This window comes from Minwuia sp. IMCC3060, from assembly GCF_029909435.1.
In the GTDB taxonomy this organism is placed as follows: Bacteria; Pseudomonadota; Alphaproteobacteria; order Minwuiales; family Minwuiaceae; genus Minwuia.
In genome coordinates, this window is sequence record NZ_CP123782.1 from 2,990,396 (window position 1) to 3,005,675 (window position 15,280).

Below are 15,280 nucleotides of genomic sequence, written 5' to 3' on the forward strand. Positions count from 1 at the left end.
CTCAGTACCCCCGGGCCGGATCGACGGGGTTGGTGACCTCCGCGCCACGCTCCACACGGCGAATGTCCTCCACCACCTGCCGCACCAGAGCGCGCGGGTCGGTGAAGGCGGCAATGTGCGGGGTCACGGTAACCCGTGGATGGGTCCAGAGCGGATCGGTGACCGGCAGCGGCTCCGTCTGGCACACGTCCAGCGTCGCCTCCGAAATCTGGCCGCTGTCCAGCGCAGCAAGCAGGTCCGCCTCCACCACCTGCTGTCCGCGCCCCGCATTGATGAAGGATGCACCACGCGGCAGACGCGACAGGAAGTCGGCATTGATCATGTTGGTGGTCTCCGGCGTCAGCGGCAGCACGGAAACCAGGATGTCGGTTTCAGCCAGAAAGGCCTTCAGCCCGTCGCGACCATGGAACGTGCGCACGCCCGGCACGTCGCGCGGGCTGCGTGACCAGCCGATCACGTCGAAGCCGATGGCAGCCAGGTGCCGCGCGGAATCGCCGCCGAGTTCGCCCAGACCCATCACCCCGACAGAGCGTTCGCCGGCGTGCGGCTGTTCCAGATCGCGCCAGACCCGCGCGCGCTGAAGCTGGTTGTATTCACGCTGGCGGCGGTGGTGCGACAGCACGTGCAGCAGCACCCACTCCCGCATCCGCAGCGCCATGTTCTCGTTCACCACCCGGCTGATCGGCACGCCCTGCGGCAGTTCGGGATCCGCGAAGATGTGGTCCACACCGGCCCCCAGCGACAGGATCGCCTTCAGGTTCGGCAGGCTGGCCAGCAGACCCGGCTCCGGCTTCCAGACCAGCGCGTAGTCGATCTCCGCCAGGTCACCGGCATCCGGCCAGACCCGGAATTCCAGTTCCGGCATGTGCTCCGCCACCGTGTCGCGCCACCAGTCCTCGCGCGATCCGATGTCATCGGAATCGGAATAGAACAGCAGTGTCGTCATCGCTCGGTCCTCCAAGGGTGCGGTCCCTTTTGGCCACCCCCGCCCGACGGGTCAAGACGTTGCACCCGCAGGGCAAGACTGAAAGGATGTAGGGAAGAATTTTCATAAACCCTGAATTGCATGTCAGATTGGCCCGGGAGGCAACATTCATGGCGGAAGCGGGGACAGACGAACGCATCGAGAATGCCAAGGCGTTCATCGTGCACATCAACGACTGCCTGCAGGGCGCGGCACAGCCGGACCCGGAGGATACACAGACGCCAGGCGACTGCTTTCACGTCCTGCAGGATGTGCTGCCAGTTGACGTCGATCTGGCGGGAATGCTGTGCATGGCTGCCCTGGAGATGAGCCGACAGGTACCGGAGCAGCCCATGTGGCGCACCGTGGCGGCACTGTGCGCCATGGCGATGGTGCGGGAGGTCGGCGACTACTCACCTGAAACCGCTGCACAACTGGATGACGAACTCGGCAAGCTGCACGGGCAGTTCCCGGACGATGGGGAACTGGAGGATCACTGGTACAATCTGATCGTGTTCCGTATCGAAGCCGAGACGAAAACGGATGACCCGACGCAGGCCGTGGCCACGTTCGAACGGCTCAAGAGCCTGGTCGGGGATGCGGAAAGCGTTTCGGAGAAGCACGCGTCCACGCTGGCCATGGCGCTGCAGATGCTGGGTCTCTCCGTTCTCACCTACGGCGAGAACCTTGCGCGGACCTGGCTCCGTGATCTCGGTGTGCTGCGCGAGAGGTTTCCCGAGAACGAGACCGTCAGGGAAGCCCGGTTCAACACCCGGACCATCGTCGAGACGACCTTCGAGACCATGGAACGGCTCGACAGGCGACAGGACTCCCTGTTCGGTCGGCTGAAGCGGATGCTGTTCGGGCGATAGGACCGCTACCCGTCCCCGATCATCCGGTGTTCGAAGGCGGCGGCGAGCAGGGCCTTCGTGTAGTCCTGCTCCGGACTGTCGAAGATGCGCTGCGCCGGGCCGCGTTCGACGACCTTGCCGTCCTTCATCACCACTACCTCGTCCGAGAGCGCACGCACGACCTTCAGGTCATGGGAGATGAACAGGTAGGCCAGGTTGTAGCGGTCCTGCAGGTCACGCAGCAGATCGACGATCTGCGCCTGTACCGACATGTCCAGCGCCGAGGTCGGCTCATCCAGCACGATGAAGCGCGGTTTCAGGGCGATGGCGCGGGCGATGGCGATCCGCTGCCGCTGGCCGCCGGAGAACTCGTGCGGATAGCGGTCCTGCATCGCCCCCTCCAGCCCGACTTCCTCCAGCGCGGCGGCGATCACGTCGCGGCGTGATGCTTCCTTTCCCACCAGTCCATGGACCAGCAGCCCTTCCTCGATGATGTCACCGACGGAAAGGCGCGGACTGAGGGAACCATAGGGGTCCTGAAACACGACCTGCATCTGGCGGCGCAGCGGGCGCATGGCCTTGTAGCCTCGCTGGTCGATACGCTCCCCGTCGAAGCTGATGGCGCCGTCGGAGCGGATCAGACGCAGGATGGCCTGCCCCAGCGTGGTCTTGCCGGAACCGGACTCGCCGACCACACCGACCGTGCGGCCCTCTGCCAGGTCTATGTCGATGCCGTCCACCGCCTTCACGTGGCCGACGGTGCGGCGGAAGACGCCACGCCGGATCGGGAACCAGACCTTCAGGTTCTCGGTCCGGAGCAGCGGGGGCGGCACTTCCCCGGAGCGTTCGGGCCGTCCCTTCGGCTCCGCCGCCAGCAACATCTTCGTGTAGTCATGCTGCGGATCGTCCATGACCTGCGCGGTCGGACCGGCCTCCACGATCTCGCCCCGTGTCATGACGGCAACCCTGTCGGCCATGCGCCGGACGATGCCGAGATCATGGGTGATGAACAGGATGGCCATCCCCAGACGCAGCTGCAGGTCCTTCAGCAGCTCCAGGATCTGCGCCTGGATGGTGACATCAAGCGCCGTCGTCGGCTCATCGGCGATCAGCAGGTCAGGTTCGTTGGCCAGTGCCATCGCGATCATCACACGCTGCCGCTGCCCGCCCGAAAGCTGGTGCGGGTAGTCGTCCAGCCGGCTTTCGGGGTCGGGAATGCCCACGAGATCGAGCAGTTCAAGCACCCGCGCCCGCGCGGCCGTCTTCGTCATGCCCTGATGCTGGATCAGCACCTCCGCCACCTGCTTCTCGACATTGTGCAGCGGGTTCAGGGCCGAAAGCGGCTCCTGGAAGATCATCGAGATGCGTCGCCCGCGCATGGAGCGCATGAAGACGTCCGGCGCCCCCACCAGTTCGTCCGATCCCAGCCGGATTGATCCGGTGGGGTGGGAGGCCCGGGGATAGGGCAGCAACTGCATCACCGAAAGCGCGGTCACCGACTTGCCGGAGCCGCTCTCCCCCACCACGGCCAGGGTCTCGCCCCGGTCCAGGGTGAAGGAGACGCCGCGCACGGCGTCCACATCCCCGCCCTCCGCATGGAAGCGGACGGCCAGACTCTCGACCGTCAGCAGCGGTCCTGCGGTGTCTGATCTGTCCTGCGTCGCCATCAGTTGAACGTCTTTCGCGGATCGAAGGCGTCGCGCACCGCTTCCGCCATGAACATCGCCATGGTCAGCATCAGCGACAGCACCAGGAAGGCGGTGATGCCCAGCCAGGGGGCCTGCAGGTTGGCCTTGCCCTGTGCCAGCAGTTCACCCAGCGATGGCGACCCGGGCGGCAGGCCGAGCCCCAGGGTATCGAGACCGGTCAGCGCCGTGATACCGCCGGTCAGCACGAAGGGCAGGAAGGTGATGGTGGCAACCATCGCATTGGGCAGCAGATGCTTGAAGATGATCACACCGTTGGAGACACCCAGCGCCCTGGCCGCCTGCACATAGTCGAAATTCCGCGCCCGCAGGAACTCGGCGCGCACCACCGCCACCAGCGCGGTCCAGCTGAAGATCAGCAATATGCTCAGCAGGGTCCAGAATCCCGGCACGAACAGGGCCGAGAAGATCAGGATGATGAAGAAGAACGGCATGCTCTCCCAGATCTCGATGAAACGCTGCGCCACCAGATCAAGCCAGCCGCCGTAGTAGCCCTGCACGGCCCCGGCGGCGACGCCGATGATGCTGGAAAGGACCGTCAGCATCAGCCCGAACAGTACCGACAGGCGATAGCCGTAGATCACGCGCGCCAGCACGTCGCGGCCCTGGTCATCCGTACCCAGCCAGTTCTCCGCCGATGGTGGCGCAGGGGCCGGGACCGGCAGATCATAGTTGATGGTGTCGTAGGAATAGCGGATCGGCGCCCAGAGCATCCAGCCGTCCTTCTCCGCGATCAGTTCCTCCAGGAACGGGTCGCGGTAGTCGGCCTCCGTCTCGAAATCGCCGCCGAACCGGGTCTCCGGATAGGCAACGAGGAAGGGTACATAGAGCTCGCCGTCATGCGACAGCAGCAGCGGCTTGTCGTTGGCGATCAGTTCCGCGAACAGCGTGACCGTGAAGATCATGAAGAACAGGACCGTCGCCACATAGCCACGCCGGTTGCGCCGGAAGTTCTGGAACCGTCGCTTGTTGAGGGGAGAAATCTTCATGACGCCCTCCCCGAGGTCGGGTCGGGCAGTCGCACGCGGGAACCGATTCGTCGGGACAGTCCGAACTCCCCTTCCCCCTTGATGGGGGAAGGCCGGGATGGGGGTGAGTCGGCATGGCCGAACCGCAACGATCCATCCACCGTGCCGCAGCCTGCGGCTTCACCCCCCATCGACCGCTGCGCGGCCACTTCCCCCGCAAGGGGGGAAGAAAGCGGGCGACCGTGTCCGAAGAGAGGCTCCACCGGCTGAATACGGACGGACTCAGACATCATGGCCCTCGAAATCAATGCGTGGATCGACGAAGGCGTAGGTGATGTCGCGCAGCAGGGTCATCACCAGCCCCATCAGCGTGAAGGCGTAGAGCGTGCCGAAGACGACCGGATAGTCCCGGTTGACGATGCTCTCGAAGCCCAGCCTGCCGATCCCGTCGAGACTGAAGAAGACCTCGATGAAGAAGGTGCCGGTGAACAGCATGCCGATGAAGGCGGACGGGAAACCGGCGATGACGATCAGCATCGCATTGCGGAACACATGGCCGTAGAGCACCCGATTCTCCGTCAGGCCCTTGGCCCGCGCGGTCTGCACGTATTGCAGGTTGATCTGGTCCAGGAACGAGTTCTTGGTCAGCATCGTCAGGTTGGCGAAGGCACCCACGGTCAGCGCCGTCACCGGCAGCGCGATGTGCCAGAAATAGTCGATCACCTGTTCGTACCAGGCCAGGTCGGCGAAATTCTCAGACACCAGACCGCGCAGCGGGAAGATCTGCCAGTACGATCCGCCCGCGAAGAGCACGATCAGCAGCACCGCGAACAGGAAGGCCGGAATCGCATAGCCGATGATGACGACGGTCGAGGTCCAGATGTCGAAGCGCGAGCCGTCGGACACTGCCTTGCGGATGCCCAGCGGGATCGAGATCAGATAGGCGATCAGGAACGTCCAGACGCCGAGCGAGATCGACACCGGCATCTTGTCGAGCACCAGACTTACCACGGTCTCGTCACGGAAATAGCTCTCGCCGAAATCGAAGACCAGATAGTTGCCGACCATCTGCAGGAAGCGTTCGTGCAGCGGCTTGTCGAAGCCGAACTGGGCCTCCAGTTCCTTGATGAATTCCGGGTCCAGCCCCTGGGCGCCGCGATAGCTGCTGTCCTGAACGCCGGAACCTGGCTGGCCGCCGCCCGAAACCTCGCCACCTCCCGAGCCCGTCAGCCTTGCGCCCGCACCGACCGCCGTTCCCTGAATCTCCGCGATCACCTGCTCCACGGGTCCGCCGGGGGCGAACTGGATGATGGCGAAATTGATCAGCAGGATCACGAACAGGGTCGGGATCATCAACAGCAGGCGGCGGACGATATAGGCGATCATGGACGGGCGGCTCCTGCCGGGCGGTTCAGGTCCAGACGCGCAGTGTCAGACATGGCTCTCGCGGATAGCAGGTCAGCCGCCATTCCTGCCCCCGGTCCGGCGGGCCCTGTCGGCGTCGAACCACCAGCTGTTCACCACGCCGCGATGGTAATCGGGTTTCGGCGCGGCGGGGCGACCGAAGCGGTCCCAATAGGCCAGATTGTGCTCCCCCTTGTACCACTGGGGAATGATGTAGCTGTTCCACATGATCACCCGGTCCAGCGCCCGTGTCGCGGCCAGCAGGGCCGGGCGGTCAGGCGCGGACAGCACATCCTCGATCAGGGCATCCACCGCCGGGTCCCTGACTCCGGCGTAGTTGTTGGAGCCCGGCACATCGGTCTGAGCACTGCCCCAGAAGCTGTAGAGTTCCGCCCCCGGCGTCTCCGGTGGTGAAAAGCGTGCCGTGACCAGATCGAAATCGAAGGCCTTCACCCGTTCCACATACTGCGCCGCATCGACGAAGCGCATGGTCGCGCGGATGCCCAGCCGCTCCAGATTCTTCACGTAGGGACCGATCACCCGCTCGAAGGAAGGCTGGTACATCAGGAATTCGAGTGCGAAGGGTTCCCCCTTCGCGTCCACCAGCACCCCGTCCCGTATTTCCCAGCCGGCCTGTTTCAGCAGACGACCGGCCTGGCGCAACTGTCCGCGGATACCGCCCTTCGCCTCGGTCGATGCACTCGCATAGGCATCTCCGAAAACGCCGTCCGGCACCTGCCCGCGCAGGGGTTCCAGCAGGGCCAGTTCCGCCGCCGACGGCGGACCGTCCTGCGCCAGTTCCGAATTCTCGAACACCGACCCGGTCCGCTTGTAGAGGCCGTAGAAGATGTTCCTGTTGGTCCATTCGAAATCGAACGCCAGGTCCAGCGCCTTGCGCACCCTCGGGTCGGCGAAGCGGTCGCGGCGCAGGTTCAGGAACCAGCCCTGCGCGCCCGACGGGCGACCGTCGGACAGGGTCAGCCGTTCGATCCGACCGTCCTGCACCGGCTGCTTGTCGTCATATTCGGTGGCCCAGCTCTTGGACGTGAACTCCTCCCGGAAGTCATATTCATCGGCAAAGAAGGCAAGCAGGGCGGAGGTGCGGTCCTGGTAGTAGTCGACGCGGATGGTGTCGAAGTTCCACAGGCCCCGATTGACCGGCAGATCGGCAGCCCAGTAGTCCGCGACACGCTCCACCTCGATGCTGCTGCCGGAACGCACCTTGCTGATCCGATAGGGACCGGAGCCGAGCGGCGGATCCAGCGTGGTCTCGGTGAAGTCGTGAGTCGCGTAGTAGTTCGCCGAAAGGATCGGCAGGTCACCTGCAACGCGGACCGCCAGGTCGCGGGGCGCCCCCGGTGCGAAACTGAAACGGACCCTGTCTGGTGCAAGCACTTCCGCCGTCGCCTTGGCGAAGACGCTGCGCAGTACCGGATGGCCCTTGTCGCGGATCGTGTTCAGGCTCCAGACAACATCCTCGGCGCGGATCGGGCTGCCATCGTGGAACCGGGCCCGCGCGTCGAGCTGAAACGTCGCTGTCCGCCCGTCTTCCGCCACATCCACGGTCTTGGCCACCAGTGCATAATGCGCATCCGGCTCGTCATAGGACCGCACCATCAGCCGCTCGTGCAGCCGGATCTCGTGCAGCTGGATGGCACTCGGGCGCCGCCCCTTCAGGATGTAGAGGTTGACCGTGTCGAAGGTACCGAGGTCGCGGATGCGCAGGAGTCCGCCCTTCGGTGCCGCCGGATCGGCCCAGTCGAAGTGCCGGAAATCCGGTCCGTACTTCAGCTTGCCGAAGACGGAGATCCCGTGACGCGGTTCGGAAACCGCCTGCCCCCACGGCAGCAGGACCAGCAGTGCCAGCGCGCATGCCGCCAGTACGGGCACGGTGCGCCTCACGGTGCACCTCACTGTGCCTTGCCCCCGATCCTTGCTGCCTTCTCCGGGTCCACCCACCAGGAGAAGATATCGACACCGTAGGACGGGTTGGTGTCCGGCCTGCCGAACTTGTCCCAATAGGCGATCCGGCTGGCGGAGATATGCCATTGCGGGATCACCAGATGCGAATGCAGCAGCACACGGTCGAGGGCGCGGGTGGCGGTGATCAGGGATTCGCGGCTATCGGCGAAGATCACATGCTCGATCAGCTTGTCCACCGCCTCCGACTTCAGCCCCATCAGGTTGCGGCTGCCTTCCCGCTCCGCCGCGGCAGAGCCGAAGAAATCCCGCTGTTCATTTCCCGGACTGGCCGATTGCGGCAAGGTGCCGACAACCATGTCGAACTCGAAGGCGCGCAGCCGGTTCTGGTACTGCGCCGAATCGATGACACGCACCGTTGCATCGACACCCAGTCGGGCAAGGTTCTGCGTGAAGGGCAGCACGATCCGCTCGAAACCCGGATCGATCAGCAGGATCTCGAAGGTCACCGGCGCGTCGGTTGCCGGGTCGATCAGCTTGCCGTCGCGAATGAGGTAGCCGGCCTGTTTCAGGGTCCGGTTGGCCTCCCGCAGGTTGCTGCGCAATCCGCCCCGCCCCTCGGTCGACGGGGCCTCGTAGGTTTCCGTGAAGACCGCATCCGGGATCTGGCCCCGCAGCGGCTCCAGCAGCTTCAGTTCCTCCGGCGATGGCAGGCCGGTCGAGGCAAGCTCCGTGTTCGAATAGAAGCTCTGGGTGCGGGTATACTGTCCGAAGAACAGGTTCTGGTTGGCCCATTCGAAATCGAAGGCATAGGCCAGCGCCTGCCGCAGCGCCGGGTCCTGAAACAACGGGCGGCGCAGGTTGTAGATGAAGCCCTGCATGCCGGTGGGGCGATTGTGGGGCACCAGTTCCAGCTTCACGCGCCCGTCCTTGCGGGCCGGGAAGTCGTAGCCCGTGGCCCAGTCCTTCGAGCTGTTCTCCGAGCGGAAGTCGTAGACATTGGCCTTGAACGCCTCCAGCAGCGCGGTGCGGTCAGCGAAATATTCGTACTGGATACGGTCGAAGTTGTAGCGCCCCTTCGCCAAGCCCAGGTCGCGGCCCCAGTAGTCGGGGACCCGCTCCAGAACGACGCGGCGGTTCGGTTCCACTTCGGAGACGCGGTAGGGGCCGGACCCCATGGGGGCCTCCAGCGTCGTGGCCCCGAATTCGCGGGTCGACCACCAGGCCTTCGACATCACCGGCAACTGCCCCATGATCTGCGGCAGCTCCCGGTTTCCGGCACTGGAGAAGGTGAACTTCACCCGACGGGGACCAAGGATCTCGTGGCTGACGACGTTGCGGTAATAGTAGCGGTAGAAGGGCTCGCCTTCCTCCTGCAGCCGCTCGAAACTGAAGACCACGTCCTCGGCGGTAATCGGCGACCCGTCGTGGAAGCGCGCTTCCTCCCGCAGGTTGAAGATGACCCAGGAGTCATCCTCCGGCACTTCAACCGTTTCGGCGATCAGCCCGTACTCCGCGGAGGGCTCACCCAGATGCGTGTCCATCAGGGTCTCGATGGCCTGCGCGGCGGCACTGGCCGCATTGCCCTTCGGAATGTAGGGATTGAGGGAATCGAAGCCGCCGAAGGCACTGAGACGCAGCGTGCCGCCCTTCGGCGCGTCAGGGTTCACGAAGCTCAGATGATCGAAGCCCGGCGGATACTGCGGTTCGCCCAGCAGCGACAGTGCATGGGTCTTCTCGACATTCTCCGCCAGCGCAGACCCGGCATTGATGCCGATCGCGGCCAGCAGCAGCACGGCACCCAGAATGGTCTTCGAACCCGAAAGCTTCACCGGCATCATCCTCCATCTGTTCACGCCAGTCACAGCGGCTTGCCGTTTCATTATGACCAGAGTTGGGCACGGGGCGAAAGACGCGCAACCGTGATCGCGTCAACCTTTCAGGCGGGCGATCACTTCCGCATGCAGCGCGGGGTCACCGACGGCCACCGTCTCGGCACCGGTTCCGAACCGAATCGGGTTGCCTTCCCAGTCGGTGATGCGGCCACCGGCACCATTCACGACGGGGGCAAGGGCCAGATAGTCATGCGGCTTCAGGTCGTTCTCCGCCACGATGTCGACGAAGCCCAGCGCCAGCAGACCATAGGCATAGGCATCGGCGCTGTAGCGTCGCAGCGCAGTCCCCTCCGCCAGCCGCCAGAGCGCGGCACCGCGGTCGCCTTCGAAACATTCCGCGCCCCAGGAGAAGAAGGTCGCCTGGTCTATCCCGGCGCATTCGCGGGTCTGCACGGGCTTGCCGTTGAACAGGGTCGGCTTGCCCGTCACCCCCACCCAGCGTTCCCGCTGGATCGGCTGGTCGATGATGCCGATCACCGGCTCCCCGCGCCAGGCCAGCGCGATCAGGGTCGCGAACTGGGCAGAGCCGCAGATGAAGGACTTGGTGCCGTCGATCGGGTCCAGATGCCAGACCCAGTCGGCGTCCGCGCGTTCCGCACCGAACTCCTCCCCCAGGATGCCATGCTCCGGGTAGCGGTCGTTGATCAGTTCCCGGATCGCCGCCTCGGCCCCGCGATCGGCAATCGTCACCGGGCTGGCATCGGACTTGGTGTCGACGTCCAGTGGCTGACGAAACAGCGGCCGGATGACCGCGCCCGCACGATCCGCAAGATCGTGCGCGAACGCGATCAGTTCAGGGTCAGCTACCGGTATCGGAGAAGATGTCGTGATCACTCGGCCGGCAGCGGCGTGTCGGCGTCACCCTGCGCACGCATGTAGAGGATCAGGTCGGCGCGATCGATATCCTTCTTGATGCCCGCGAAGGCCATCTTGGTGCCGGACGCGAAATCCTTCGGCTTGGTCAGGAACGCATTCAGCGACTCATAGGTCCAGTTGCCTTCCAGCTCCGCCAGATCCGCCGAATAGGCAAAGCCGCCGATGGAACCGATGTCACGGTCCAGGATGCCATGCAGGTTCGGGCCGACCTTGTTGGGACCGCCATCGTCGATGGTGTGGCAGGCGGCGCACTTCTTGAAGACCTTCTCGCCCTTGGCGGCGTCGGCGCTGGCCAGCAGCGTGCCGATGGATACCGCAGGCTCGTCAGCGGCTTCCGCAGCGACCGCGCCACTCTCCGGGATATCGGGGACCGGATAGGCGACAGTGTCGCTGTGACCGGCAGGGTGGATCAGGATGCCGGAAAGCTCCGACACACCAAAGCCGATCAGGACGGTGAACAGGACTGCGCCCGCAATCTTGTTGAACTCAAACATGTCGAATTTCACGGCTCGATCCTTCCGGTTTTCTGGATGCCAATCAGGCGGCGCCAGTGATCGTGCGTCCCCTCGCAGGGCCACAACGATACGTGTCTGGTGATACCCTTTCGCCCCCCCTCGGAATGATGCGGTCAAACGCCGCATAGACCCTAGGCCCCACCCGGAAGATGACAATGCCATGCGCCCGATCCTGATCATACCCGCCCGCATGGCCTCCACCCGTCTGCCCGGCAAACCGCTGGCGGAGATCGAAGGCGTGCCCATGATCGTGCAGGTTCTCCGCCGGGGGCAGGAGGCGGATCTGGGCCCCGTGGTGGTGGCCGCGGCGGAAAGGGAAGTCTGCGACGTCGTGCAGGACGCAGGCGGTACGGCGGTGCTGACCGACCCGGCACACCCGTCCGGCTCCGACCGCATCTTCGAGGCCCTGAACCGTGCCGACCCGGACGGGTCACACGACGCGATCATCAACCTGCAGGGCGATCTGCCGGCCCTGGACGCCGAAACCATCCGCGCCGTGCTCGCGCCCCTGCAGGCGGACAGCGCAGTCGATATCGGCACCCTGGTGGCGGAGATCGATGACCCGGCTGAGGTGGACGACCCCAATGCCGTGAAGGTCGTGACAGCCTTCGATGCCGGGCAGGACATTGCCCGCGCGCTCTGGTTCACGCGCCTGCGCGCGCCCGGTGGCGACGGTCCCTACTGGCACCACATCGGCCTCTATGCCTACCGCAGGGCAGCACTCCAGCGTTTCGTCGCCCTGCCGCCCAGCCCGCTGGAACAGCGCGAGAAGCTGGAACAGCTGCGGGCGCTTGAGAACGGCATGCGCATTGATGCCGCAAGGGTGCAGACAATTCCGTTCGGGGTCGATACACCAGAGGATCTGGCGCGGATGCGGGCCCTGTTTGCCAGCCGCCGCGCCTGAAACCGGCCGCGCGGGCCGGACCGCGAGCCGAGTTTCACCCCCCTCACCCCGACCAGCCGAATCACTTCCCGACCCGACAGGAAACACAGTCCCATGAACATGCAGGTTTCGCCCAAGACGGTCGCCTTCCAGGGCGTCCCCGGTGCCTATTCCAACCTGGCCTGCCGGGAAGTGTTTCCGAATGCGGAGGCCGTGGCCTGCAAGACATTCGACGCCGCCTTCGACGCGGTGAAGTCCGGGACGGTCGATGTCGGGATGATCCCGATCGAGAACAGCCTGGGCGGGCGCGTGGCCGACATTCATCACCTGCTGCCCAACTCCGGCCTCTACATCATCGGCGAACACTTCCAGAGCGTGCAGCACATGCTGCTGGCCCCGGAAGGCGCGACGCTGGAGAGCGTCAAGCGCGTCTACAGCCACGAACAGGCGCTGGCCCAGTGCCGGGACATCATCCGTGAACTGGGAATCGAAGCCGTGGTGGCCGCCGACACAGCCGGTTCCGCGCAGGAAGTGGCGGAACGCAACAACCCCGAGGAAGCTGCCATCGCCTCCTCCCTGGCAGCCGAGATCTACGGCCTGAAGCCGCTGCGCAGCCGCATCGAGGACCGGATAGGCAATACCACCCGTTTCGTCATCATGTCCCGCCAGCGCATGGATTCACCGCCGGACGAGCCCGCGATCACCAGCCTGGTGTTCCAGGTGCGCAGCGTGCCCGCCGCGCTCTACAAGGGACTGGGCGGCTTTGCGACCAATGGCATCAATGTGGTGAAGCTGGAGAGCTACATCACCGACATGAGCTTCACGGTGGCGCAGTTCTACGCGGAGATCGAGGGACATGTCTCGGACGTTGCCGTCGCCCGGGCCCTGGACGAACTGCGCTACTACTCGACCACCGTGCGCGAACTCGGCGTCTACCGCGCCCACCCGTTCCGACGGATCGGGTGACGCGCGCTTACCGGCTGGACGGGCGCAGCACGGTGACCCGGTCGAAATCGGCCTCCACCGCCGGACGGGTCAACGGGATCCGGATGTACTCGCCCCGCTGCCAGAGCGGCAACTGGTCGGCGAAGGCTTCCGCATTCATCCAGCCATCCTGACCCCCCAGAAGCACGAACCAGTTCGCGTCCGGATCCGCCATGTCGTTGATCTGTCGCGCCTGGCTGCCATAGCTCGCCGGATGGCGTTCGGTCGTCGGACTGTGCGCCGACTTCATGACTGTCTCGTTCGATCCGCCGGAGGGCACGTCGGCAAAGACATAGCGACCGCCAAGCACCGGTGCATTGGCCAGCGGATGACGCAGTTGCAGGCGATGCATCTGTCCCCACTCACCGAATTCCGTATCCGCCTTCGCGGCGGCGTCCAGTGCCGCGGGCATGATGGCCCGAACCTGTTCCGCTGAAAGGCGGCGAATGTCCGCCGCCAGCTTGTAGCGGAACCAGGACCAGCGGCTGACCACATCGAAGACGTCCGCTTCATCCAGCGTGTCATAGACGTTCGGGGCCAGGGTCGCCTGCATCGCCTCCAACAGCAGCGCGCCCTCGGAATCCACCGTGTACTGACCATCCCAGGCAACCATCCGCGCCGGCAGTTGCTCGGCCATGCCAGCCGCCAGGGCGGCCTCCACGATGGCATCGCGCAGGAATACCGCCGACATGGAATAGGTATCGCGCTGCAGTTCCGCCATGAAGTCGCGATCGACGGCTGTCGCGGCGGCCAGACGCGCGTTCAGCCGGGTGATCCGGTCAGGCGGCGTATCGAACATGGTCAGGGGAATGGAGGCAATCGCGGTCGGATTGTTGGCGGAGGCAACATAGCCCCGGGCCGGATTGACGATCCACGGCAGGTCGGCGGCCCCGAGCACGCGGTCCCAGGGGTCCGCCCCTTCGACCGGAACGGGCAGCACCAGGTCGCGCGGTATGTCCAGCGGGCGGACCGGCAGTCTGGCCGCGGTACCTATCGCAATGTCGCCATCGGCCGAGGCCACCACGAAGGCCAGGCCAGGTACCGCATAGTCGGCAAAGGCCGCACGGAACTCCGCGATGCTGGTCGCCTGTGCGCCAGCGATGTAGGCCGTCAGTTCATCGGACGGCAGATGCCCGATCCAGCGCAGGGCAATACGGCGCCCCTTCGGATCGTTCACCAGCGGGCTGTCGGTGATCAGGGGACCATAGGGCGAGACCCTGCGCTCCACATCACGGTCGAAGCCGAAGCGGATCCTGACCGTTTCCTGCTCGATCCCGTAGGCACTATCCGGCAGGTCGGTCACATCAACCAGATCACTGGATCGGGCACGCAGGTTGGTCGCGCCCCACGCAAGATGCTGGCTGCGTCCCAGCCCGAATACCGGCAGGCCGGCGGGCATCATGCCCACGACCTCATGACCCGGCGACTTGAGCCCGGCCAGAATCCAGACGTTCGGGGCAAGGATACCCAGATGGGGATCGGTGGCCAGCACAGGCTTGCCACTTGCCGATCTCTCACCGCTGACGGCCCAGGCATTGGAGCCGCTGCGGGCATGGGCACCGATCATGTCCAGCATCGTTGCCAGACGCGCCGCATTCTGCCGTTCCTCCGCCGCGCCACCGACCGCCACGCTTGGCACCGCACCACCGTTGAACGCCATCGCCTGCGCCCAGATATCGGGCCAGTCGGGCCGGTCGCTGAGAGCCAGCATGCCGATCCCCGTGAGCCAGTTCACGTCTGACCCCGCGAGCCGACCAAATGCCATCACGTCATAGACAGTCCAGGGTTCCGGCTCGAAGGCGAACAGCTTGTATTCGTGCGGCAGATCGGTCAGTTGAGCCAGATAGGCGTTGATACCGTCCGTGAAGCGCTGCAGCCAGCGTCGGGTCGGTTCCGGCAACTGCGCGAAGGCTTCCCGGGTTCCCCGGTAGTAGCCAATGATGCGGATGGTCTCGTCGATGTCGGCGGCCAGGACGCCGCCGATCTCCGACAGGCGACCGGCGGCCAGCCTGCGCGCGATCTCCATCTGGCCGAGCCTGAGATGGGCGTGTACCAGACCCAGCGCATAGGCGGCGTCATCATCGGTCTCCGCCGTGATCCACGGCACCATGTGGCTGTTCCAGCGCACCTCCACCGGCCGCTGCAGATCCAGGCCCGCAGTAGGCAAACCGGCAATCCGCTCCGCCGTGCTGGTCTTCTCGGGCAGGGAGGTGAACAGGCTGCATCCCGTGAGCAGCAGCATGACGGCAACCAGGGGCGCTCCGATCAGGAAACCGCGACGACGCATGAGGATCAACTCCAGCAGTTCAGACGG

Annotated in this window: 12 protein-coding genes; 3 read left to right on the forward strand and 9 right to left on the reverse strand. The window is 65.1% G+C overall.

The genetic code is table 11. The features are described 5' to 3' along the window. Position 1: 1 nt before the first annotated feature. Positions 2-946, reverse strand: a complete 945-nt coding sequence (locus tag QGV54_RS14040; protein ID WP_281016216.1) for a glyoxylate/hydroxypyruvate reductase A — start codon at positions 944-946, stop codon at positions 2-4. Between the two features lie 149 nt (positions 947-1,095). Here QGV54_RS14040 and QGV54_RS14045 point away from each other — a divergent pair, with 149 nt between their 5' ends. After that, the gene (locus QGV54_RS14045) at positions 1,096-1,836 is read left to right on the forward strand and encodes a hypothetical protein (RefSeq protein ID WP_281016215.1); all 741 of its coding nucleotides are present in this window, start codon (positions 1,096-1,098) and stop codon (positions 1,834-1,836) included. A gap of 5 nt (positions 1,837-1,841) precedes the next feature. Here QGV54_RS14045 and QGV54_RS14050 read toward each other — a convergent pair whose 3' ends face one another. The 7 genes from QGV54_RS14050 to QGV54_RS14080 all read right to left on the reverse strand — a co-directional run bounded on the left by QGV54_RS14050 (position 1,842) and on the right by QGV54_RS14080 (position 11,078). Continuing rightward, positions 1,842-3,482, reverse strand: coding sequence for an ABC transporter ATP-binding protein (locus tag QGV54_RS14050; RefSeq protein ID WP_281016214.1), 1,641 nt, complete (start codon positions 3,480-3,482; stop codon positions 1,842-1,844). Further along, the gene (locus tag QGV54_RS14055) at positions 3,482-4,510 is read right to left on the reverse strand and encodes an ABC transporter permease (RefSeq protein WP_281016213.1); all 1,029 of its coding nucleotides are present in this window, start codon (positions 4,508-4,510) and stop codon (positions 3,482-3,484) included. Before QGV54_RS14055 ends, QGV54_RS14050 begins: the two co-directional genes overlap by 1 nt. A gap of 261 nt (positions 4,511-4,771) precedes the next feature. Then, complete coding sequence (locus QGV54_RS14060; RefSeq protein ID WP_281016212.1) at positions 4,772-5,875, reverse strand: microcin C ABC transporter permease YejB; 1,104 nt, start codon at positions 5,873-5,875, stop codon at positions 4,772-4,774. A 72-nt stretch (positions 5,876-5,947) separates the two neighbouring features. Beyond that, positions 5,948-7,795, reverse strand: coding sequence for an extracellular solute-binding protein (locus tag QGV54_RS14065; RefSeq protein WP_281016211.1), 1,848 nt, complete (start codon positions 7,793-7,795; stop codon positions 5,948-5,950). An 8-nt stretch (positions 7,796-7,803) separates the two neighbouring features. After that, positions 7,804-9,645, reverse strand: a complete 1,842-nt coding sequence (locus QGV54_RS14070; protein ID WP_281016210.1) for an extracellular solute-binding protein — start codon at positions 9,643-9,645, stop codon at positions 7,804-7,806. A 99-nt stretch (positions 9,646-9,744) separates the two neighbouring features. Further along, on the reverse strand, positions 9,745-10,542 hold the full coding sequence (locus QGV54_RS14075) for an inositol monophosphatase family protein (RefSeq protein ID WP_281016209.1): 798 nt from the start codon (positions 10,540-10,542) through the stop codon (positions 9,745-9,747). Beyond that, positions 10,539-11,078 (reverse strand): cytochrome c family protein, encoded by a 540-nt coding sequence (locus QGV54_RS14080; protein ID WP_281016208.1) that lies wholly within the window; start codon positions 11,076-11,078, stop codon positions 10,539-10,541. Before QGV54_RS14080 ends, QGV54_RS14075 begins: the two co-directional genes overlap by 4 nt. A 181-nt stretch (positions 11,079-11,259) precedes the next feature. On the opposite strand from QGV54_RS14080, the gene QGV54_RS14085 reads away from it, so the two are divergent. Both QGV54_RS14085 and QGV54_RS14090 read left to right on the forward strand, forming a co-directional pair. Then, the gene (locus QGV54_RS14085) at positions 11,260-12,003 is read left to right on the forward strand and encodes a 3-deoxy-manno-octulosonate cytidylyltransferase (protein WP_281016207.1); all 744 of its coding nucleotides are present in this window, start codon (positions 11,260-11,262) and stop codon (positions 12,001-12,003) included. 93 nt (positions 12,004-12,096) lie between these two features. Continuing rightward, positions 12,097-12,948 carry a prephenate dehydratase gene (locus tag QGV54_RS14090; protein WP_281016206.1) on the forward strand — a complete coding sequence of 284 codons (852 nt, stop codon included), beginning with the start codon at positions 12,097-12,099 and terminating at the stop codon, positions 12,946-12,948. 7 nt (positions 12,949-12,955) lie between these two features. Here QGV54_RS14090 and QGV54_RS14095 read toward each other — a convergent pair whose 3' ends face one another. Then, on the reverse strand, positions 12,956-15,253 hold the full coding sequence (locus QGV54_RS14095; RefSeq protein ID WP_281016205.1) for a penicillin acylase family protein: 2,298 nt from the start codon (positions 15,251-15,253) through the stop codon (positions 12,956-12,958). Positions 15,254-15,280 lie beyond the last annotated feature (27 nt).